This window comes from Hymenobacter metallicola (genome assembly GCF_004745645.1).
Lineage (GTDB): Bacteria > Bacteroidota > Bacteroidia > Cytophagales > Hymenobacteraceae > Hymenobacter > Hymenobacter metallicola.
Genome location: NZ_SRMB01000003.1, coordinates 536,557 through 556,656 on the forward strand (window position 1 = coordinate 536,557; position 20,100 = coordinate 556,656).

Annotated in this window: 19 protein-coding genes; 10 read left to right on the top strand and 9 right to left on the bottom strand. The window is 57.6% G+C overall.

Annotated elements, in window-relative coordinates:
• Positions 1–5 precede the first annotated feature (5 nt).
• The 4 genes from rfaE2 to panC all read right to left on the bottom strand — a co-directional run bounded on the left by rfaE2 (position 6) and on the right by panC (position 2,913).
• Positions 6–491 carry a D-glycero-beta-D-manno-heptose 1-phosphate adenylyltransferase gene (gene rfaE2, locus E5K02_RS17505; RefSeq protein WP_135396497.1) on the bottom strand — a complete coding sequence of 162 codons (486 nt, stop codon included), beginning with the start codon at positions 489–491 and terminating at the stop codon, positions 6–8.
• The gene (locus E5K02_RS17510) at positions 481–1,530 is read right to left on the bottom strand and encodes a lysylphosphatidylglycerol synthase transmembrane domain-containing protein (RefSeq protein WP_135396498.1); all 1,050 of its coding nucleotides are present in this window, start codon (positions 1,528–1,530) and stop codon (positions 481–483) included. Before E5K02_RS17510 ends, rfaE2 begins: the two co-directional genes overlap by 11 nt.
• 95 nt (positions 1,531–1,625) lie before the next feature.
• On the bottom strand, positions 1,626–1,973 hold the full coding sequence (gene panD, locus E5K02_RS17515; protein ID WP_135396499.1) for an aspartate 1-decarboxylase: 348 nt from the start codon (positions 1,971–1,973) through the stop codon (positions 1,626–1,628).
• A 73-nt stretch (positions 1,974–2,046) separates the two neighbouring features.
• Positions 2,047–2,913, bottom strand: coding sequence for a pantoate--beta-alanine ligase (panC, locus tag E5K02_RS17520; RefSeq protein ID WP_135396500.1), 867 nt, complete (start codon positions 2,911–2,913; stop codon positions 2,047–2,049).
• 120 nt (positions 2,914–3,033) lie between these two features.
• Between panC and E5K02_RS17525 the strand changes: the two genes are divergently transcribed.
• The 9 genes from E5K02_RS17525 (at position 3,034) to E5K02_RS17565 (ending at position 12,777) form a co-directional block, all read left to right on the top strand.
• A complete protein-coding gene (locus E5K02_RS17525; protein ID WP_100338327.1) occupies positions 3,034–3,846 on the top strand; it encodes a glycogen/starch synthase in 813 nt (270 codons plus the stop codon).
• Positions 3,830–5,344, top strand: coding sequence for a DUF4270 family protein (locus E5K02_RS17530; protein WP_135396501.1), 1,515 nt, complete (start codon positions 3,830–3,832; stop codon positions 5,342–5,344). Before E5K02_RS17525 ends, E5K02_RS17530 begins: the two co-directional genes overlap by 17 nt.
• Positions 5,345–5,441: 97 nt before the next feature.
• Positions 5,442–7,277, top strand: coding sequence for a glutamine--fructose-6-phosphate transaminase (isomerizing) (gene glmS, locus E5K02_RS17535; protein WP_135396502.1), 1,836 nt, complete (start codon positions 5,442–5,444; stop codon positions 7,275–7,277).
• Positions 7,278–7,382: 105 nt separating this feature from the next.
• Positions 7,383–8,876: a DUF6056 family protein gene (locus E5K02_RS17540; protein WP_135396503.1), complete on the top strand. Its 1,494-nt coding sequence runs from the start codon at positions 7,383–7,385 to the stop codon at positions 8,874–8,876.
• 103 nt (positions 8,877–8,979) lie between these two features.
• Positions 8,980–9,366, top strand: coding sequence for a RidA family protein (locus tag E5K02_RS17545; protein ID WP_135396504.1), 387 nt, complete (start codon positions 8,980–8,982; stop codon positions 9,364–9,366).
• 95 nt (positions 9,367–9,461) lie between these two features.
• Positions 9,462–9,647, top strand: a complete 186-nt coding sequence (locus E5K02_RS17550; protein ID WP_135396505.1) for a hypothetical protein — start codon at positions 9,462–9,464, stop codon at positions 9,645–9,647.
• A 160-nt stretch (positions 9,648–9,807) separates the two neighbouring features.
• Positions 9,808–11,367, top strand: a complete 1,560-nt coding sequence (gene gltX / locus E5K02_RS17555) for a glutamate--tRNA ligase (RefSeq protein ID WP_135396506.1) — start codon at positions 9,808–9,810, stop codon at positions 11,365–11,367.
• 116 nt (positions 11,368–11,483) lie between these two features.
• Entirely contained in the window at positions 11,484–11,858 is a 375-nt protein-coding gene (locus E5K02_RS17560; RefSeq protein WP_135396507.1) for a hypothetical protein, read from the top strand.
• A gap of 136 nt (positions 11,859–11,994) precedes the next feature.
• Positions 11,995–12,777 carry a TIGR00266 family protein gene (locus tag E5K02_RS17565; protein ID WP_135396508.1) on the top strand — a complete coding sequence of 261 codons (783 nt, stop codon included), beginning with the start codon at positions 11,995–11,997 and terminating at the stop codon, positions 12,775–12,777.
• Positions 12,778–12,804: 27 nt separating this feature from the next.
• On the opposite strand, the gene E5K02_RS26085 is transcribed toward E5K02_RS17565, so the two are convergent.
• From E5K02_RS26085 to E5K02_RS17580, 4 genes are all read right to left on the bottom strand, one after another.
• Positions 12,805–12,939 (bottom strand): hypothetical protein, encoded by a 135-nt coding sequence (locus tag E5K02_RS26085; RefSeq protein ID WP_262709862.1) that lies wholly within the window; start codon positions 12,937–12,939, stop codon positions 12,805–12,807.
• 358 nt (positions 12,940–13,297) lie between these two features.
• Positions 13,298–14,815, bottom strand: coding sequence for a GH3 auxin-responsive promoter family protein (locus tag E5K02_RS17570; RefSeq protein ID WP_135396509.1), 1,518 nt, complete (start codon positions 14,813–14,815; stop codon positions 13,298–13,300).
• 149 nt (positions 14,816–14,964) lie between these two features.
• Positions 14,965–15,696, bottom strand: coding sequence for an LPS export ABC transporter ATP-binding protein (gene lptB / locus E5K02_RS17575; RefSeq protein ID WP_135396510.1), 732 nt, complete (start codon positions 15,694–15,696; stop codon positions 14,965–14,967).
• A gap of 60 nt (positions 15,697–15,756) precedes the next feature.
• Positions 15,757–17,601 (bottom strand): M61 family metallopeptidase, encoded by a 1,845-nt coding sequence (locus E5K02_RS17580; protein ID WP_135396511.1) that lies wholly within the window; start codon positions 17,599–17,601, stop codon positions 15,757–15,759.
• A gap of 122 nt (positions 17,602–17,723) precedes the next feature.
• Here E5K02_RS17580 and E5K02_RS17585 point away from each other — a divergent pair, with 122 nt between their 5' ends.
• A complete protein-coding gene (locus E5K02_RS17585) occupies positions 17,724–18,113 on the top strand; it encodes a DoxX family protein (RefSeq protein ID WP_135396512.1) in 390 nt (129 codons plus the stop codon).
• A gap of 15 nt (positions 18,114–18,128) precedes the next feature.
• Here the strand turns inward: E5K02_RS17585 and recJ are convergent, their stop codons facing one another.
• Positions 18,129–19,853 carry a single-stranded-DNA-specific exonuclease RecJ gene (gene recJ / locus E5K02_RS17590; RefSeq protein ID WP_206025979.1) on the bottom strand — a complete coding sequence of 575 codons (1,725 nt, stop codon included), beginning with the start codon at positions 19,851–19,853 and terminating at the stop codon, positions 18,129–18,131.
• Between the last annotated feature and the right edge of the window lie 247 nt (positions 19,854–20,100).

Below are 20,100 nucleotides of genomic sequence, written 5' to 3' on the forward strand. Positions count from 1 at the left end.
AGTTGCTAGGAGTGAAACTGGGCCTGTATCCGCTCGACGATACGAGTAGTGCTGTAGCCCTCTACGAGGGGTACGGTTAGTACCTGGCCCCCGTTTGCTAACACCAATTCGTGGCCTACAATTCCACTGACAGCATAGTCGTCGCCCTTCACCAGGATGTCGGGCTTGACCAAGGTAATCAGCTCCAGCGGGGTGGGCTCGTCGAACAATACTACCGCATCCACGAACAAAAGGGAGGCCAGAATACGGGCCCGTGACACTTCGTCCTGCAAAGGCCGGCCGGGCTTGAGCCGGCTGACCGACGCGTCAGTATTCAGGCCCAAGACCATGACATCACCCAGGTTACGGGCTTTTTCCAGGTAGTCGACGTGGCCTAGGTGGAGCAGGTCGAAGCAGCCGTTGGTGAATACAACCCGCTTGCCTTCCCTGCGCCACTGCGCCAGCCGGGGCAGTAGCTCGGCGGGGCTTACAATTTTGTCTTTACTCCACATCAGTTGTTACGGCTAGGGCCGGCTCCGTAGCAAGTTCCCGCATTGTCCGACCCGATTTGATCATACTAGCCACGAAGCTCACGCCACCCATGAACACGACGAGCAGCGTCTGGGAGCCGTGCACCACCAGGGCATAGGCAATACCCGCTTCTTTGCTGATACCGTAAGCAAGTAGAATGCCCTGCACCATGACGTGAAATGGGCCAATGCCACCAGCCACGGGAGCCGCCATACCAAAAGCTCCAAATGTGAGAACGGCCAACCCAGCCTTCATATCCAGCGAATAGGTAGCCGGAAAGCAGCGGAAGGCCAGGTAATCCATCAGGTAATACACGAACCAAGTAAAGAAGGTATGGAACAGAAATAGGCTCTTGTTCTCTAGCTTCAGAATGCTGAATACCCCGGCCAGCAGGCCTTTCACAAACTCCACCACTTTGTTGAAGAGCGCACTTTGCCGCAGCCGCTCCAGGTTACGAAACAAGGCGTAGGCCAGGCCTAGCAGCAGCACCAGGGCAATACCGCCCGCTACCAATAACGGGGTTCGGTTGCGAGCCAGCGCATCGTAGCGGCCGTCCAGGAGTTTATCAGTCACAAACGACCAGAAGGTATTGAAGTCGAGCAGCAGCGTACCGCCCAGCAGCCCCAGTAGTACCAGTACGTCGATTACCCGCTCGGTTACCACCGTGCCGATGGCCACCTGCACTGGCACGCGGCTGGTGCGCTGCAACACCGAGCAGCGAATTACTTCGCCCATACGGGGCAGCACGAGGTTGGCCAAGTAGCCCACCATCATGGCGTGGTACACATCCCAAAAGGGGGCTTTGTACTTGGAAGCATCCAGCTGCATTTTCCAGCGGTAGGCCCGGCTGAAATAGCCCAGCGCCGACAGAACCATAGTGATAATCAGCCAGGAGTAGTTGGCTTCGCGCATGTGCCGGCCAATGCTGCTCAGGTCCTGGCCCTGCACGGCATACCACATCAGCAGCCCCGACACCGATAAGAGCAGAGCGTATTTTAGAATATTAAGCAGCTTTTTCATCAATGCCGTACACGCAACAAATACCAAGAACAAGCTTGCATCAGAGCCCCCGTTAACCCAGACCGAAGCCTAGGTCCAGGTAATATGAGGGGCTCTTATACCAGCCGATTGTGCTGATCCGGAAACACCAGCGTAGGCTTGTGGGTACGGGCTTCGGCAAAATCAATCAGGGCATACGAGAAAATAATAACAATGTCGCCCACGGCCACGCGCCGGGCCGCGGGCCCGTTCAGGCAAATCATGCCCGAGCCTCGCTCACCGCGAATGGTGTACGTTTCGAAACGCTCCCCGTTGTTGACGTTGACGATAGTAACCTTCTCATTTTCCACCATGTTGGCCGCATCCAATAGGTCTTCGTCGATGGTGACGCTACCGACATAATGCAGCTCGGCCTGGGTAACCTTGGCCCGGTGAATTTTGGACTTGAGAACTTCGATATGCATGAGAAAAGGACGGGTGATTTTCAGGCCGCAAAGGTAGCTAAATCACGCTGAACGCTTCACGGCCGCCCCAGGCTCAACTCCGCTCCGGCAGGCTCACCAGTACATTGTCAATCAGGCGGACCCCGCCAACCTGGGCGGCCAGGCACAAGGCCACTAGGCTACCGGCCGGCCAGCTGCCCGTTATGGGCTGCAGCGTGCGACTGTCGGCAATAGCAAAATACTCCAACTCAATTCCGGGTTCGGCGGCCAGAAACTGCTCGACGGCCTGCTGCACGGCTTCCGGAGTCAGCCCCTGCTCTGCTACCAACGATGCTCCCAGGGCCAATCCTTGGTACAGGCGGGGTGCCACGGCCCGGGCCTCGGGCGAGAGGCGGCGGTTGCGCGAAGACATAGCCAGTCCATCGGCCTCCCGAATGGTGGGATACGCCACCAGTTCCAGATCAAAGGACAAATCGGCCACCAGCTGCCGGATAATAGCGACTTGCTGCAAATCCTTCTGCCCGAAATACGCCCGGTGCGGCCGGCTCAGATGAAATAGCTTGCTGACCACCGTAGCCACGCCGTGGAAGTGTCCCGGCCGATGCTCCCCTTCCATGACCCGCTCGAGCGGACCAAAGTCGAAACGCAACACCGTGGGCTGCGGATATATCTGCTCCACGGAAGGCATAAACAGAGCGGTGCAGCCTGCCGGGCCCAGCAGTTCCGCGTCAGCCTCGGGCAGGCGCGGATAAAGCCGGAAGTCTTCGGCATTGTTGAACTGCGTGGGGTTCACAAAGATGCTGACCACGACCACGTCGTTGTCTTGGGCGGCGGCCCGCACCAGTTGCAGGTGGCCTTCGTGCAAGGCGCCCATGGTGGGCACGAGTCCGATGCGCAAGTTGTTCTGACGCCAGATTTCTGTCTGGGCTTGCAACGCGGCAGCCGATTGGAGTATCTCCATAGGGTGAAAAGGCCCGTTGGCAGGGTGCCGGGGCAGGTTTAATTGATAATTCGCTCAAAAATGCTTAATTTTGTGCATCCCAAAGTGTTGCCCTATCCCAATCACACCAACTGACTCTATATGTCCAAGTTGAGAATACTTTACGCTGCCACGGAAATTAACCCGTTTTTGCAGACGACCAAGGTAGCGGAGTTTCTGCGTATGCTACCGCAGGGAATGCAGGAGATGGGGATGGAAATCCGCATTTTCGTGCCCCGTTTCGGTATTATCAACGAGCGTAAGAACCGTTTGCACGAGGTAGTGCGCCTGTCTGGCATCAACATCGCCGTTGGGGAAGAGGAAAAGCCGCTTATCATCAAAGTGGCCTCTATTCCCAATGCGAAGCTGCAAGTATACTTCATCGACAACGAAGATTACTTCCACCGCAAGTCGGTGCTGGTCGATAAAAACGATAAGTTCCACGCTGACAACGACGAGCGCGCTATCTTTTTCTGCAAGGGCGTACTCGAAACCGTGAAAAAACTGGGCTGGGCACCCGACATCGTGCACTGCAACGACTGGATGACGGGCCTGATTCCGATGTACTTGAAGACGACGTACAAGAAAGACCCCATCTTCAAGGATGCCAAGTCGGTATTTACCATCTACAACAACGAGTTCAGCCACAAATTTGAAGGCGACATCATCGAGAAGGCCAAAATGCTGGACATCGATGATGAAATGCTTGCAGCGCTGAAATCGGCCGACTTTGGCGGCTTCATCAAAGTGGGCATGGAATACGCTGACTCGGTAGTGAAGTCCGACGAGGATTTCAGCGACAACCTGAACGCCATGTTTTCCGAGTACTCGCAGAAACGTCAGATTGGCCAAGTAAGCGCCGACGAAAATCTGCTTTCTTCTTATTACACGCTTTATAATGAATTGGCCAATTAATAGAGCCTTCCGAGTAGCCTCGGTTTCCTTCATTTCCACAGCGTTGCTGCTCGCGGCCACTGGCTGCGAGGATCCAAACGACTTAGACGTTGAGTTGCCGGGCACTTCCCCTATTAACACGGAGTTCCGCGACTACCGCGTAAATGCTTCCACTATTCTGCAGGATTCGGTAGAAACCCTGAATTCGGATCAGGTGTTGGTGGGGCGTGTGACCGATGCCCGCCTGGGCACGACCACGGCCAAGGCCCTGTTTAACCTGCGGGCCAGCGCCGACTCGTTGCCGCATCAGTTTAAAGATGCCAAGCTCGACTCGGTGGTGGTGGTTTCCAATTTCACCGACGTCACGCTGGTGTCGGGCAGCTCCAAGCCCGTACACTTCGACTTGTACAACTTGGCGGCTCCGCTGGACGACAAGAAAACTTATAATGCCGGCGTGCTAAATGTCTCCCTGGGCACTGTTATTGGCAGTGACCTGGTAAGCTCCCTGACCCGGACCAAGAAAGTAGAGAAGCCAAACGGACTAAAAAAGCTAGTAAAGGACCCTGTAACCGGCATCAAAGGCCCTGGCTCAGTGGATAGTACTACTACGACCACGGAACCGGACCCAACCATCCGCCTGGTGCTGCACAAAGACAAAGTGCGGAACTCGGAATTTGCCATCCGCTTGTTTGCAGCCCTGAACGATGCTTCGTTTAACCAGGCGAAACTGACGGAAATCTGGAAGGGATTGGGCATTGCTCCTTCGTCTAACCACAACGAGAGCATAGTACCCCTGAACCGGTCTAGCGACTCCCGGGTCTACGTCTACTTCCACGCGACGAATACGAAAACCGGGGCAAAAAACCCAGTTTACGTACCGCAGCCGTTCACTATTCGCCTGGGCAACTCCTACAACAGTAGCGATGCCAACGCCCCGCGCTACTACACCCAGATTGCCACCGTTCTGAAAGCTCCCTTTGACCAGCTGACGGACGGCACGAAATCCATCCGATTGGCTGACAGCGTGGCATACATGCAGTCGGGGTTGGGGTTGGCCGCCAGGCTAACCATTCCGGGCCTGAATGCTTTGCGGGAGCAATCCGCCCTGGCCATCAACCGTGCGGAACTCATTATTCCGGTTGTTAATTCGGCCAATACGGCTCTGTTTCCCACTGCTACCCAGGCCTTTCTCTACGAGCTGAATGCCAAGAACCGGGTATTGCAGCGCACAGTCGGTATTTCGCCGGTTGAGCGTGTCGTACAGACGAACCTGGCCAACCCCAATGGCCAAGGCAACGAAGCCCTGGTAACGCTAAACGAACGGGACCCCAACAACAAATTCTATAGCGTGGTCATCACCACCTATCTCCAGGCAAACTTGTCGAATCAGCTAGGCGAACAGGCTGCGGCCTTGATGCTAAGCCCGGTCCTGCGGCGCTCTTATGAATTGTCCTTAAAACGGGGCATAATTGATGCCCAGAATATCAAGCTCCGCGTATACTCTTCCAAGTTGCGCTAAAGCTCAGCTTCCTTTACACGAATCACTCCGGCACGGCCTTTGTTGAAGGGCCGGGCCGGAGTGATTTTTCTCTCAACATCTCTTTCTCTGACACACTATGTGCGGAATTGTCGCTTACATCGGGCACCGCGAAGCCTGTCCCATTATTCTGAAAGGTCTGCGCCGCTTGGAATACCGCGGTTACGACTCAGCAGGCGTGGCCCTGCTCAACGGGGCGCTCAATGTATACAAGAAGAAAGGCAAGGTTAACGACCTAGAAGCCTTTATAGCCGAAAAGGATACCCACGCCCATATTGGTATGGGTCATACGCGCTGGGCCACCCATGGCGAGCCGAACGACTCGAATGCACACCCGCACTACTCCACTTCCGAGCGGATTGCCATCATTCACAACGGCATTATTGAAAACTACGCGGCGCTGAAAACGCACTTGCAGAAGCAGGGCCACGTGTTTCAGTCCGACACCGACACGGAGGTATTCGTCAACCTGATTGAAGAGATTCAAAAGCAAAACAGCTGCTCTTTGGAAGAAGCTGTGCGCCTGGCTCTGCACGAGGTAGTAGGTGCCTACGCCATTGTGGTGCTGAGCAAGGACGACCCAGGCCAGCTGATTGCGGCCCGCAAAGGTTCGCCGCTGGTAATCGGGGTGGGCAAAGACGAGTTCTTCCTGGCTTCCGACGCCACGCCTATCATTGAGTACACCAACGAGGTAGTGTATGTAAACGACTACGAAATTGCGGTTATCCGCGACGGGAAGCTCGACATCCGCACCAAGGAAGACGTGCAGCAGACGCCCTATATCCAGAAACTGGAAATGGAGCTGGACAGCATCGAGAAAGGTGGCTACGAGCACTTCATGCTGAAGGAAATCTTCGAACAGCCCCGTTCTATCCTCGACTCCATGCGGGGTCGTTTGGAGCTGGAAGCCGGCCACCTGAACATGGGTGGCATTCGGGCCTACGAGCGGAAGTTTGTGAATGCCGAGCGGATTATCATTGTGGCTTGCGGCACCTCCTGGCACGCTGGCCTAGTGGCCGAGTACCTGATTGAGGATCTGGCCCGCATTCCGGTGGAAGTAGAGTACGCCTCGGAGTTCCGCTACCGCAACCCCATCATCACCGAGCGCGACATCGTGCTGGCTATTTCGCAGTCGGGTGAAACGGCCGATACGTTGGCGGCTATAGAGCTGGCGAAGAGCAAGGGCGCGACAATCTTCGGTATCTGCAACGTAGTAGGTTCGAGCATTGCGCGGGCTACCGACGCGGGTGCTTACACCCACGCCGGTCCTGAAATTGGTGTCGCCTCAACCAAGGCTTTCACCGCTCAGGTAACCGTGCTGACTTTGCTGGCTATGATTGTGGGCCACAAGCGCGGCACCCTCACCGACTCCAAGCTGCGTGAGCTGATGGTGGAGCTAAGCAACATCCCGGCGAAAGTGGAAAAGGCGCTGCTGCTCAACACGGAAATCGAGCAGATTTCGGAAATCTTCCGCGACGTGCCAAACTTCCTGTACCTGGGCCGCGGCTACAACTTCCCCGTGGCCCTGGAAGGCGCCCTGAAGCTGAAAGAAATCAGCTACATTCACGCCGAGGGTTACCCAGCGGCCGAAATGAAGCACGGTCCTATTGCCTTGATTGACGAGAACATGCCAGTGGTTGTTATTGCGACCAAAGACAGCTCATACGAGAAGGTAGTATCCAACATTCAGGAAGTGAAGGCTCGCAAGGGCCGTATCATTGCCGTGGTTACCGAGGGCGACACCGTAATTCCGCCCATGGCAGAGTTCGTGATTGAGGTTCCGGCTACGAGTGAAGTACTGATGCCGCTGGTATCGGTAATTCCGCTGCAGCTGCTCTCGTACCACATTGCCGTGCTACGTGGTTGCAACGTCGACCAGCCCCGCAATTTGGCTAAATCGGTGACGGTAGAATAACCATCCCCTTTCCGGCAACTTAAAAAGAGCGCTCTTACCCGGAGCGCTCTTTTTTTGAGACTTTGCTGGCCGCTGATTCCGGTTTCAGATGCCACCTTTGCTCTTATGCAAGCATCAGAATTCGATTCGCACCCAAAGCAGCCGACGACGCGGCTTGTTCTGCTTGGCCTTGCCGCAGCGCTGGCGTTGCTGCCCTTTCTGGTACTCTGTTGGTACGCGCACCCATCGGCCGACGATTTTCTGACGGCCAACGATGTGCGTAAGCACGGGCACTGGGGCTACATCGGCTACATGTACATGCAGTGGACGGGCCGCTACACGGCAGCTACCCTGTGGGGGTTGGTGAATCCGGTAGCGTACGGCAATACCACCGAAGGCTATGGCCTAGTGTGCCTGCTTGGGTTGCTCGGCTTACCCACGGCGTTGTACCTGCTGGTTCGGGCGCTGTTGGGCCGGCAGTTCCCGTCGCACTATTCTTGGCTGGCAGCAGGCGGACTCACGAGTCTTTTCCTATTTCAGATGCCTAGCCCGGCGGAAGGCTTCTACTGGATTACGAGCAGCTATAACTACTTGGTGCCGGCCTGCCTAACGCTGCTGTGGCTGGCCGCTTTAGTACGCCACGCCCAAGCTCCGACTCCCGCCGCTCGTCGTACCTGGCTGGCAGGAGCAGCTCTTCTGGCCGTATTGGTAATAGGCGGGAATGAAACCAACGCGCTACCCGTCTTAGTCGGCACGATTAGTTTCACGCTTCTGCGGTGTATACAGCGCCGCACCCTCGACTGGGAGTACCTCCTATTGAGTGCAGTAGTGGTGGGGGCCTGCGCCGTGGCTTTTTTGGCGCCGGGCAACTTCGTCCGGCTTCACGGGCACCAGCAGCAGTACAGCCTACTGAAGGCGGCGGACCGGGGCGCACTGTCGGCCTACCGGTCCTTGATCAACTGGATGGGCAACGGGGTACTACTCTCTGTTACGGTACTCCTGGCCCCGGTGAGCTCCCGCCTCAGCCGACACCCAGACTTGCCTTTAAACCAACTGGCTCGTCGCCCTCTTTTTAGTACGCTGCTGCTCCCGGTCACGACCATCCTGGTATTTTCGCTGGCTCATTATGCCACTAGCACTTCGATGCCGCCCCGGTCGCAGAATGTGCTGTATCTATTCTTTCTGCTGGGCTGGTTTCTGACGACTCATGCCTGGGCGTTACGTTTCTGGCAACCCAGACAGTTTTTCTCGTTCTCATTACCTGCCGCTGTCCGTTGGCTGCTTGCGGCCTGGATAGTCTTGGCCTTTTTCTGGGCTGACCAGTTCCGGGCTCGGGGCCGCGACAAGGTTGATAACGTCAATAACATTCTGCAGGCCTATCAGGATTGGCTGGGTGGCGCGGCGGCCCGCTACGATGCGCAGCTTATGGCCCGTTATGCCCATCTGCAGTCCTGGGAATCGCCCCGTCAGGATGTGGTGGTGGAACCACTGCAAGCTCCCTCCAAGACGCTGCTGTTCTATGACATCACGCCCGACGCCTCGGACTGGTCCAATCAGGCCTACGCCGAGTTCTTCGGCAAGAGCAGTGTTCGGGTTCCGGCGGCGCCTCCCGCCCCCTGACCAGTGCATGGCCTTCCCCTTAGCATTGCAAAGTGCCAGGCCTGTATGACCACCATTTTCGTTAGTTTTCGGCCCGAAACCGACTTCTTCTAACCTTCTCTTCATGGCCAACTCCATTATTTACTCGCCCGACGCCCCCGCTCCCATTGGCCCCTATAGCCAGGCTATTCAAGCCGGAAACACTGTGTACGTATCGGGCCAGATTGCTCTCGACGCTACTTCGGGCCAGCTCGTCGGCAATGGCGACGTAGCCGCCGAAACCCACCAGGTCATGCGCAACCTGCAGGCGGTGCTGGGCGCGGCCGGCATGACCCTGCGCGACGTGGTGAAGTGCAGCATCTTCGTGAAAGACCTGGGCAACTTTGGCCTGATCAACGAAATATACGGCAGCTACTTCGAGGCCGACTATGCCCCCGCCCGCGAAACGGTAGAAGTAAGCCGGCTGCCCAAAGACGTGCAGGTAGAAATTTCCTGCATCGCCGTGAAGTAGGGCGCGGCTGCTATAGTGATTTGGTGGATATTACGTTCTATTGGCGCACTACGGCGCCTATTGATTTTCACCTCACTGTTTCACCCTCTCATTGTATGAAAGAACTTGGACTAGGTCTGCTCCTGCTGGGTTTGCTGTCGTTGGTTTTGCCCTTTCTGGGTATGAAGTCCATGCTGCTCACCTGGATTGACCAATGGGGAGCAACAGTGGCCTGGCTTATCCGGGGCGGCATCACCCTGCTGGGCCTTATTCTTTACCTGACTTATCGAAATCGGGATTAAGGATAACCCAGGGAAATAGTGAGATAGTGAGGGGCCTGATTGGCGTAAGACTACGCAAGCAGGGCAAAAACTCACTATCTCACCATTTCATAACTTCACCAGTTGATCTTTGTACCTTCGCGTCGCGTTTCTACCAGATTCGACGCGAATTTTTGTTTATATGGAGAGAGAAGTACGGGTGCGCTTTGCGCCCAGCCCTACGGGACCGTTACATATCGGCGGCGTGCGCACGGCGCTGTATAACTATTTGTTTGCCCGCAAGATGGGTGGCAAAATGCTGCTACGCATCGAGGATACCGACCAGAACCGCTTTGTGCCCGGCGCCGAGCAGTACATTGCCGAGTCGCTGAAGTGGTGCGGCATTGAGCTCGACGAAAGCCCCTGGAGCGAAACGCCCGGCCCGCACGCGCCCTACCGGCAGAGCGAGCGGAAGCCGATGTACATGGAGTATGCCATGCAGCTCATCAACAGCGGCCACGCCTACTACGCCTTCGATACGCCCGAGGAGCTAGATGCTATGCGCGCCCGCCTGACGGCCGCTAAGGTGCCCAACCCCCAGTATAACAGCATCACGCGCACCCAGATGCGCAACTCTCTGACCCTGCCCGAAGACGAGGTAAAGCAGCTGCTGGACAGTGGCTCGCCCTACGTCATCCGCCTGAAGGTGCCGCGCAAGGAAGAAGTGCGCTTCAACGACATGATCCGGGGTTGGGTAGTGGTGCACTCGAGCAGCATCGACGACAAGGTGCTGATGAAGTCGGACGGCATGCCCACCTACCACTTGGCCAACATTGTGGATGACCACCTGATGGAAATCACCCACGTAATTCGGGGCGAAGAATGGTTGCCCTCGGCCCCGTTGCACGTGCTGCTGTACCGCTATTTTGGCTGGGAAGACACCATGCCCCAGTTTGCCCACCTGCCCCTGCTGCTCAAGCCCGACGGCACCGGCAAGCTCAGCAAGCGCGACGGCGACCGGCTCGGTTTCCCGGTATTCCCGCTCGAATGGCACGGCACCGACGTCGAAACCGGCCAGCCCACGGTGAGCAGCGGCTACCGCGAAAGTGGCTACCTGCCCGACGCCTTTATCAACTTTCTGGCTTTCCTGGGCTGGAACCCCGGCTCCCAGCAGGAGATTTTCTCGATGCCCGAGCTGATCGAAGCCTTCAGCATCGAGCGGGTGAGCAAGTCGCCGGCCCGCTTCGACCAGAACAAGGTGCGCTGGTACAACGAGCATTACTTGCGCGCCAAGCCCGACACCGAGCTGGCCCAGTTCCTGCTGGCGGCCTTGCAAGAGCACAATATTGCCTGCTCGGCAGAAAAAGCTGTGCAGATTGTGGGCGCCATGAAGGAGCGCGTGACGTTTCCCCAGGACTTCTGGCGTGAGGCCCAGTACTTCTTCATTGCCCCGGAAAGCTACGACGAGCAGGTTATCAGCAAGAAGTGGAACGCCGCTACGGCCTCGGCCCTGCTGGAATTTGCCCAGGAGCTACCCGCGCACAGCGATACAACTCCCGAGGGCATCAAAACCCTGCTCACGATGGTGCTGGAGCGCCAGGGCGTCAAAATCGGGCAGGTGCTGCAGGCCTTGCGCGTGGTGGTAACCGGGGTAGCCGCCGGACCCGACCTGATGGCCATTATGAGCATTCTGGGGGCTCAAGAAACCGCGCAGCGCATTACCACGGCAGTAGAGCGCCTGGCAAGCAAGATAAGCGCTTAAACGGCTCGTTTTAAAATTCGTGCATCCGGCATCCGGGCCGCTTCGTACTAGTTGGTACGGAGCGGCCTTCGTGTTTGGGGAAGGCGCTGGCGTAGCACCACATACGGATATGCATCATGGCGAAGAAACCCGTTAATAAAAGCAAGAAAACCGACCCGGAGAAAAAGGCTCGAGTACACAAAGACCTCGAAGGCTTTGAAATCAAGGTGAATCCTCTGGGCGAAATCACCTCCAATTACTCGATTGAGGAAATCAACCACTTCCTCAACCAACACGTGCGCGACAAGAAACTGGTAAACCGCGACGGGCAGTTTGGGGAGAAGATTGAAGAGGACGAAGAATTTCCGCTCGAAAACGGGGCGGCTGAGCCCGAAGAAACGGATGAAGAGTTTATGCGGCGCACCAGCACGGAGGCCAAAAAGAAAGGTACCAAGGCGGAGCCCGAGGCTGACGCCGAAGCCGATGTCCGCAAAGAGCTCAGCGACGAGTAAATAACGAGCTATTGCCCTGAAGTATAAGATAAAGAGGTTGTTCCGGGCAGGAGCAGCCTCTTTATTTTTCTCTGAAGCCCCTTGATTATCGGCAGTTCGCTATACTTGAACTCCTTATCCCCCTAATCATTCTCCTATGCAGTCCCACGACGTAGATTACCGCATTCTGGGTTCCGATATTCAGGTTCTGGAAGTAGAGCTGGACCCCAATGAAACCGTTATAGCCGAAGCCGGCGCCATGGTGTACATGGAAGAAGCCATAGCCTTCGAAACCAAGATGGGCGACGGTTCAGAACCCGACCAAGGCATTTTAGGCAAGCTGTTTTCGGCCGGCACCCGCCTGATTACCGGCGAATCATTGTTTATGACCCACTTCACTCACCGGGGGGGCTACGGCAAAAGCCGGGTGGCTTTTTCGGCCCCCTACCCCGGTACTATTATTCCCATCGACTTGGGCACCATGCCCAATGGCCTGATTGTGCAAAAAGACGGTTTCCTGGCCGCGGCTCGGGGCACCAAGATCGGTATTCACTTCAATCAGCGCCTCGGAGCAGGTTTTTTTGGCGGGGAAGGCTTCATTCTGGAGAAGCTGACCGGCGACGGCAAAGCCTTTATCCACGCGGGCGGCACCATCATTGAGAAGCAGCTCAACAACGAATTGCTACGCGTAGACACGGGCTGCGTCGTGGCCTTTGAGCCCAGCATCAACTTCAGTATTGCCCGGGCGGGGGGCCTCAAATCAATGATTTTTGGCGGAGAGGGGCTGTTACTGGCCACCCTGCAAGGTACTGGCCGGGTATGGCTGCAGTCGATGCCGGTGAAAAAGCTAATTCAGGCCTTGGCTCCTACGGGCGGCAATGCCGGTAAGGAAAGCGGCAGCGTACTGGGCCGCTTAGCCGGCGGCTTCCTCGACGAGTAAGTGTTTTGCCGATAAAAGGTCCCGCCGTTACTGACTTACAACAGATTGGGTGATGGCGGGACTCATGGCGGCTGAAGCCCCGGGTCCCGGGTCGGCGCTGGTCAGCTTAACCGCAATGATGACTAGGCTAGCCAGTAAAGTGAAGACCAACAGACTAAGCATGCCCAGCGTAGCTTTGGTACTTAGCGCAGAAGGTTCGGAAGAACGGCTACGCTTGCGGCGTGAGACGTAGGGGCGAGAAGAAGAGGTCGGAGTAGCGGGCACGGGTGTGAGCGTGAACGTTAACAATCCAACAATATATTACATAATCTATTAAAATCTAAGGTTGAAGGACTAAATTATTTGTATTGAAATAAAATTTATGCAAATGATTATAAGTCGCTATGTATCAAGTACTCGCCCCGCCCTTTTCACTGGGCAGATTAAGGCATTGTTTTGGATTTTTATAAGGACATTGCCTAATGCCGTATTCTACAAAAAGTAGCACTATGGAGTGGCGCCCTACTGCCAAGGAGCTGGGCTAACTTTTCTGCAGCACCTCTTCTATCATTTCCCGTGAATTGCTTAGTCGTGGTACTTTATGCTGACCGCCCAACTTGCCTTTATCGGCTAGCCAGCGCGTAAAAGTACCAGGGCTGGCAATAGTCAGAACGGGCGGACTGAGGGCCAGGTCGCGGTGACGCTTGGCGTCGTAGTCGGAGTTGAGCTCCCGTAGCGTCTGATCCAGCACGGCCACAAACTGCTCGGGCTGCTGTAGAGGCTGGCTGAACTCAATTAGCCATTGGTGGCCCCCACGCGACGAATCGGAAGCATCAAAGTAGATGGGAGCCGCGGTGTAGTCGCGCACGGTGGTGCCGGTAGCTTGGCAGGCGGCGGCAATGGCCGCATCGGCGTTTTCGATGACCACCTCTTCGCCAAAAGCATTCAGAAAATGCTTGGTACGCCCCGTAATGCGGATACGGTAAGGAGCCAGGCTGGTGAAGCGCACCGTATCCCCGATTTTGTAGCGCCACAGCCCGGCATTGGTGGTAAGCACCAAGGCGTAAGTTTGCCCCAGCGCCACTTGCTCCAGCGTCAGGGTCTGGGGATATTCGGCATCAAACTGGTCGACCGGAATGAATTCGTAGTAGATGCCATGGTCGAGCAGCAGCAGCAATTCCTCGGAATTGGGCTCGTCTTGCAGAGCCAGGTAGCCCTCGGAGGCGTTGTAGATTTCCAGGTAGCGCATCTGCCCGGAGGGAATCAGCTGACGGAACAGCTCCCGGTAAGGCCCAAAGGCGACGGCTCCGTGCAGAAACAAGCTCAGGTTGGGCCACACCTCGGTGATATTATCGGCGCCGGCCAGCTCCGTAACGCGGCGCAGCAGCACAATCATCCAGGTGGGCACGCCGGCCAGGGCCGCCACATTCACTTCCAGCACGTGACGGGCAATTCGCTCGATCTTCTCCTCCCACTCGTCGAGCAAAGCCAGTTCCAGAGGCGGGGTCCGTAGGTACTCGGCCCAGGAAGGCAGGTTTTGCATAATGACAGCCGACACATCACCCACCCGGGAGGCCTCATCATCCAGGCGGAAGGGGTTAGGGCCGTGGGTACCGCCCAACGACAGCGTTTTGCCGGCCAGGATGCGGTTTTCGGGGTAAAGGGAGGTAGCCAGGGCCGTCATGTCGCGGCCGGCGCGGTAGTGGCACTCGTGCAGCGACTCGCGGGTGACGGGAATGAACTTGCTACGGGCGTTGGTCGTGCCGCTCGACTTGGCAAACCACTGCACCCGGCCTGGCCAGAGCACGTCGGGCTCCCCGCGCAATACTCGCTCGATGGCCGGATACAGCTCCTCGTAGCTGCTAACCGGGACACGCTGGGCAAACTCGGCGGCACTGGGCGCGTCGGCAAAACCGTAGCGCTGCCCCCACTCGGTGGCACGGGCTTTCTGCAATAAGTCCTGAAATACCCGGGCCTGAACCTCGTGCGGATTCTGGCGAAAATGGTCGATGCTGGCCAGTCGCCGCTGTACGGTCCACGTCAGAATAGAATCAATCATTCGGGGTTGTTGCCGGTTTAGAACGTGGCGCCGGAAGTACTAGTCACCAGTCTTTTCGGCGCAGCTTTCGTTGGAGGGGTGGGGCGTATACGCAAACCGCGCCGACATAGCTGCCGCACGCCGGCCTGCTCCCACTCCCGGCCCGAAGATTATATTTTCCGCTTTAATTCAAAGTTCTTGCCCAGGTACACCCGGCGCACGGTTTCGTCGGCCGCCAGCTCCTCGGCGGTTCCGGCTTTGAGCAGCTTGCCTTCGAAGAGCAGGTAGGCCCGGTCGACGATGCTGAGCGTGGAGTTTACATCGTGGTCGGTGATAAGAATGCCGATGTTCTTGTTTTTAAGCTTGGCCACAATGCCCTGAATTTCTTCGGTAGCAATGGGGTCGACGCCGGCGAAGGGCTCGTCGAGCAGCACGAACTTTGGATTTACGGCCAGGGCCCGCGCTATTTCGGTGCGGCGCCGCTCCCCCCCGCTCAGCACCCGCCCTAGGTTTTTGCGCACGTGGTTCAGGCTGAACTCGGCCAGCAGCTCCTCTACCTTGTCGCGCTGGGCCTGCTTGGGCAGGTCCGTCATTTCCAGCACCGACAGAATGTTCTCTTCCACCGACAAATCCCGAAAAACGGAGGCTTCCTGGGCCAGGTAGCCCACGCCGCGGCGGGCCCGCTGGTAGATGGGCAGCTTGGTAATTTCTTCGTCGTCGAGGAAAATCTTGCCGCTGTTGGGCTTCACCATGCCGACCGTCATGTAGAAGCAGGTGGTTTTGCCAGCCCCGTTGGGCCCGAGCAAGCCCACAATTTCTCCCTGTTCTACCGACAACGACATGTTGTTGACGACAGTGCGGGACTTGTAGGTTTTGACGAGGTTTTCAGCGCGCAGAATCATTACGGCAAAGGTAGGCGTTAGAAAGCAGAAGCCTGGCGGGCAGCCCAGGTCCTGTAGCAGCTAGCTCAGCGGCTTCAGAACCTGGGTGCGCAGCTGCAGCTGAGCCGGCGTGGGCTGAGCGGCTTCCTCCAGCATGTTTTTGATTTCCACGTCGAACTCCCGCGGGGTTGCCTGCCGTTCCTGGGGCGCTTTGGCGCCGGCCGACTGAAACCGGATTTTCACTACGTCGTTGGTCGTGGGCTCTACTAGGGGGCGCAGCAGCTTTTCGGCGTTGCCCATATCCACGGGCGTCCCGTTGACGGCCAATACGACGTCGCCCTCCTGGAGGCTGAAGGCGTTCTGGTCGGGCTTGGTGCTGGCGACCAGGAATTGCTTTTTCTCGGTGTCGTAGCTGAAGCCCAGCCGCCCGAAGGCTTTGACCGTCGATTGTCCCACGGCCTGGTAGCGCCAGCCTATTTTGGCGAAGTACTCGGCGTAGGGCAAGGGCTGGTTGCCGATAACGTACTGGTCGAAGAACTGCTGCAGGGCCGGGTTGGTGAGGGCCACAAACTCGGGAATCAGCTGGCTGTCTTCGAAGGAGCGGGTGGGGCCGTATTTGGCGCGCAGGGCCAGCAGCACGTCGCGCAGGCTCTGGCGGCCCTGGCTCAGCTCTTGGATGCGGATATCGAGCAGAAAACCAATAAGGGCGCCCTTGTCATACACGTTGTCGTACATGTCTTTGTAAGGCGCCTCCAGAATCTTGCGGCTCATTTCGGTGAAGGACACCGACGGATGCTTTTCCGCCTTGCCGATTTTCTCCTTCATCCGCTCCCGAAACTGGTCGGGAGTACTCAGCCCGCCCCGCACTTGCACCAGCTGGGCAATGTACTCGGTAACGCCCTCGTAGAGCCACAGGTGCTGCGACATCTTGGGGTTGCGGAAGTCGAACTCGCCAATTTCCCGGCTGTGGATGTTGAGCGGGGCCAGCATGTGCAGAAACTCGTGGGAGGCCACTTCCTGCACCATGCTGCGCAGCCGGTCTTCGCCGGGCACTTCGGGCAGGAAATACACCGACGAATAACTATGCTCCATAGCCCCGTAGCCCCCGTTTTTGCTGGCCAGCGGCGAGGAGAAGCTCGGGAAATACATCAGGAAATGATAGGTCGGCACGGGCATCTGGCCAAAGAACTTGGTCAGGGCTTCGGCCATGGGGCGCATAATCTCGCGCACCTGCGCGGCCTTCACCGTCCCGGTTTCCGACACCACCGACACCGCAATCCGGGCCCCGCCGGTACTGAAGCTGGCTGTATCGGGGCGGCTGTAGAGAATCGGCGAGTCGGCCAGCTCCACGTAGCTGGCGGCGGTAAATACATCCTGAGTTGGGGTGGCGCGGCGGGCGGGCAAAGAGGTAGCACCGTAGAGTTCGGCCGGCTTGGCCACCGTCACCTGGTAGGGCTGCATCTTGTAGCCTTCCAGGTAGCCATACAGCCCGTAGTGGTTGAGTACGAAGTTCTGGCCGGCTTCGAAGTTGGTACCACCCGGCTGAAAGATAAAACCATCATCCTGCTTAGCATCCCAGGTGTCGTCCACCAAGTACTCGATACGGGCCAGGTTGGGGGCTTTTTCGATTACAAACAGGTTGGGGCCCTGCTGCTTCACTTTCAGCTTCTGCCCCTTGCGGTCCAGGGCCACGAAGTCCTGCACAAAACGGCCGTAGTCTTTCTTGGAATACGACCCCGGCACCACCGACGGCATCACGTAGGTGGCCTGAGCCTCCTTCACCGGCGGCGTATTGATAATTACTTTTACCCGGTCGTTGGTAGCGTGTTCCAGGTCCAGGGCAATCTGATAGCCGGCGGGCTGCTGCGCTAGCGCCGGCGTAGCCGCAGCTACTCCCAGCCCCAGGGCGAGATAAAACAATTTCATGCAAGAGGGAAATACGGATGATAGCAGAGCGTACAACGGCTAACGAAGGTACGCAGTACGCCGGGGCAGCCCAAATTGCGGGATGAATCCGTATGTTGAGCTATTTAAGGCACTCACCCGGTATGCCGCGTCCCAAAACCATAAGCCTGTATGCGCTGGCGCTGCTCTTTATCGGAGCCGGGATACTGCATTTCATCAAGCCTGAGCCGTATCTGCGCATCATGCCGCCTTACTTGCCCTGGCATCGGGAGCTGGTCTGGCTCAGCGGTGCAGCCGAGGTAGCGTTAGGAATACTGCTGCTACCCTACCGCACCCGCCGCTGGGCTGCTTGGGGGCTAATAGTGCTGCTAGTGGCGGTATTTCCGGCCAACGTATACATGGCCCAGGCCAGCGGGGCCGGACTCGGGGTAGCGCCCTGGCTGGCCTGGGCCCGCCTGCCGCTGCAGGCCGCGTTGATTTGGTGGGTAGGGCAGTATGCGAAGCCTAAGGCTACTACACCCGCTTCGCCCTAAACCAACCCGCGCCGCCTATTCTACCCACCGAATATCCTTCACCCGAAGCTGCAGACTCTTCTGGCCCCGGTACTCGTTGATTTCGACCGTGTAGCACACGTTAAACGGGTGCCCATCGGTGATTCGCTCGTGGTACTCGCCCAGGCCGAAGCCGATGGCATCCACGGTGTGGCGGCCGTCTTGGGTCAGGGTGAGCTTGAGGTGGGAGTTGCCGACGATACGAGCGGAATCGGGAGTGGCATACACGTACTCCGACTCAAATACGGGGTTAGGATTGCCTGGGCCGAAAGGCTCCATCTGGTGCAGCAGCTTGTAGAAGCTGTCGGTAATTTCTTCCAGGCGCAGCACGCCGTCAATTTCGACGGGCGGAATCAGCTGCTCGGGCAGGATGCGGCCGGCCACCACCTGCTCGAACCGCTCCCGAAACTTGGGCACATTTTCTACGGGCAGCGTGAGGCCCGCCGCGTACATGTGGCCGCCGTACTGGTCGAGCAAATCGGCGCACTCACTAATGGCCTGGTGCACATCAAAGCCGACCACCGAGCGGGCCGAGCCGGTGGCTTTGCCGTTGCTCTGGGTCAGGATGATGGTGGGCCGGTAGTACTTGTCGAGGCAGCGCGAGGCCACGATGCCGATAACCCCCTTGTGCCAATCTTCTTTGTAGAGCACCGTGGAATGAGCATTGCGCAAGGACAGGTCGTCCTCAATCATACTCAGCGCCTCCTTGGTGATGCTGGTATCGAAGCCGCGGCGCTCAATGTTGGTTTTATCCACCACCCCGGTTTTCTCCACGGCTTCCTCCTTGCTTTCGGCCAGCAGCATAGCCACCGAGCGTTTGGCGTCGCCCATGCGGCCGGCCGCGTTGATGCGGGGCGCAAAGCCGAACACCAGGCTACTAATTGTTAGCTCCCCGTCGCGCAGACCCGCCAGTTCGCGCAGGGCGGCCACGCCGGGGCGCTGGCCCTGCACTTTGTCGTTGAGCAGGCGCAGGCCGTGGTAGGCCAGAATGCGGTTTTCGCCGGTAATAGGCACAATATCGGCGGCAATGCTGATGGCCACCATGTCGAGCAGCTCGTAGAGCGGGCCCTGGTCCATGCCGAGGTGCTGGCACAGCGCCTGCATCAGCTTGAAGCCCACACCGCAGCCGGAAAGCTCCTTGAAGGGGTATTCGCAGTCGGTGCGCTTGGGGTCGAGCACAGCCACGGCCTTGGGCAGCTCGGTACCGGGCAAGTGGTGGTCGCAGATGATGAAGTCGATGCCCCGCTCGTTGGCGTACTCAATCCGGTCGACGGCCTTCACGCCGCAGTCGAGGGCGATGATGAGGCTGAAGTTCTGGGCTACCGCGTAGTCGATGCCCGCGTCGGAAATCCCGTAGCCTTCCTTGTAACGGTCGGGGATGTAGTAATCGACCCGCTCGGGGCCAAACAGGGTGCGTAGATAAGAAAACACCACGGCCACGGAGGTCGTGCCGTCCACGTCGTAGTCGCCGAACACCAGCACCTTCTGGCCCTCGTGCAGGGCCGTGAGCAGGCGTTCTACGGCCCGGTCCATGTCGCGCATCAGCAGCGGGTCGGGAAGATGGGCAAGGCTAGGCCGGAAGTACTCGTACGCTTCGTCGTAAGAACACACCCCGCGCTGACAGAGCAGCGCGATGATGGCCTCATTTACGCGCAGGGCGTCGGCCAGGTGCCGCACCTTCGTAGGTTCAGGCGCAGGCTTGCGGATCCATCTTTTTTCCATGATTCGGCGGCGGGCCCTTACGGGCGTTATCTTCAAAAGTAAGAAGAAAACTGCGGTCCTCCCGCCTGTTGCCCGGGAAGGCGGGGGCTAATTCGTATTTTTGCCCCAGCCCCGTGCCAGCCCCTTGCCATGAAAAAGCTGATTGCCTTTTACAAGCAGTACAAACAATACATCCTGACCGACGGGCTGATGTACCTGATATTTCTGCTGGCACTGGCCATCATGTTTCTCTTCTTCCGCTAGCGGG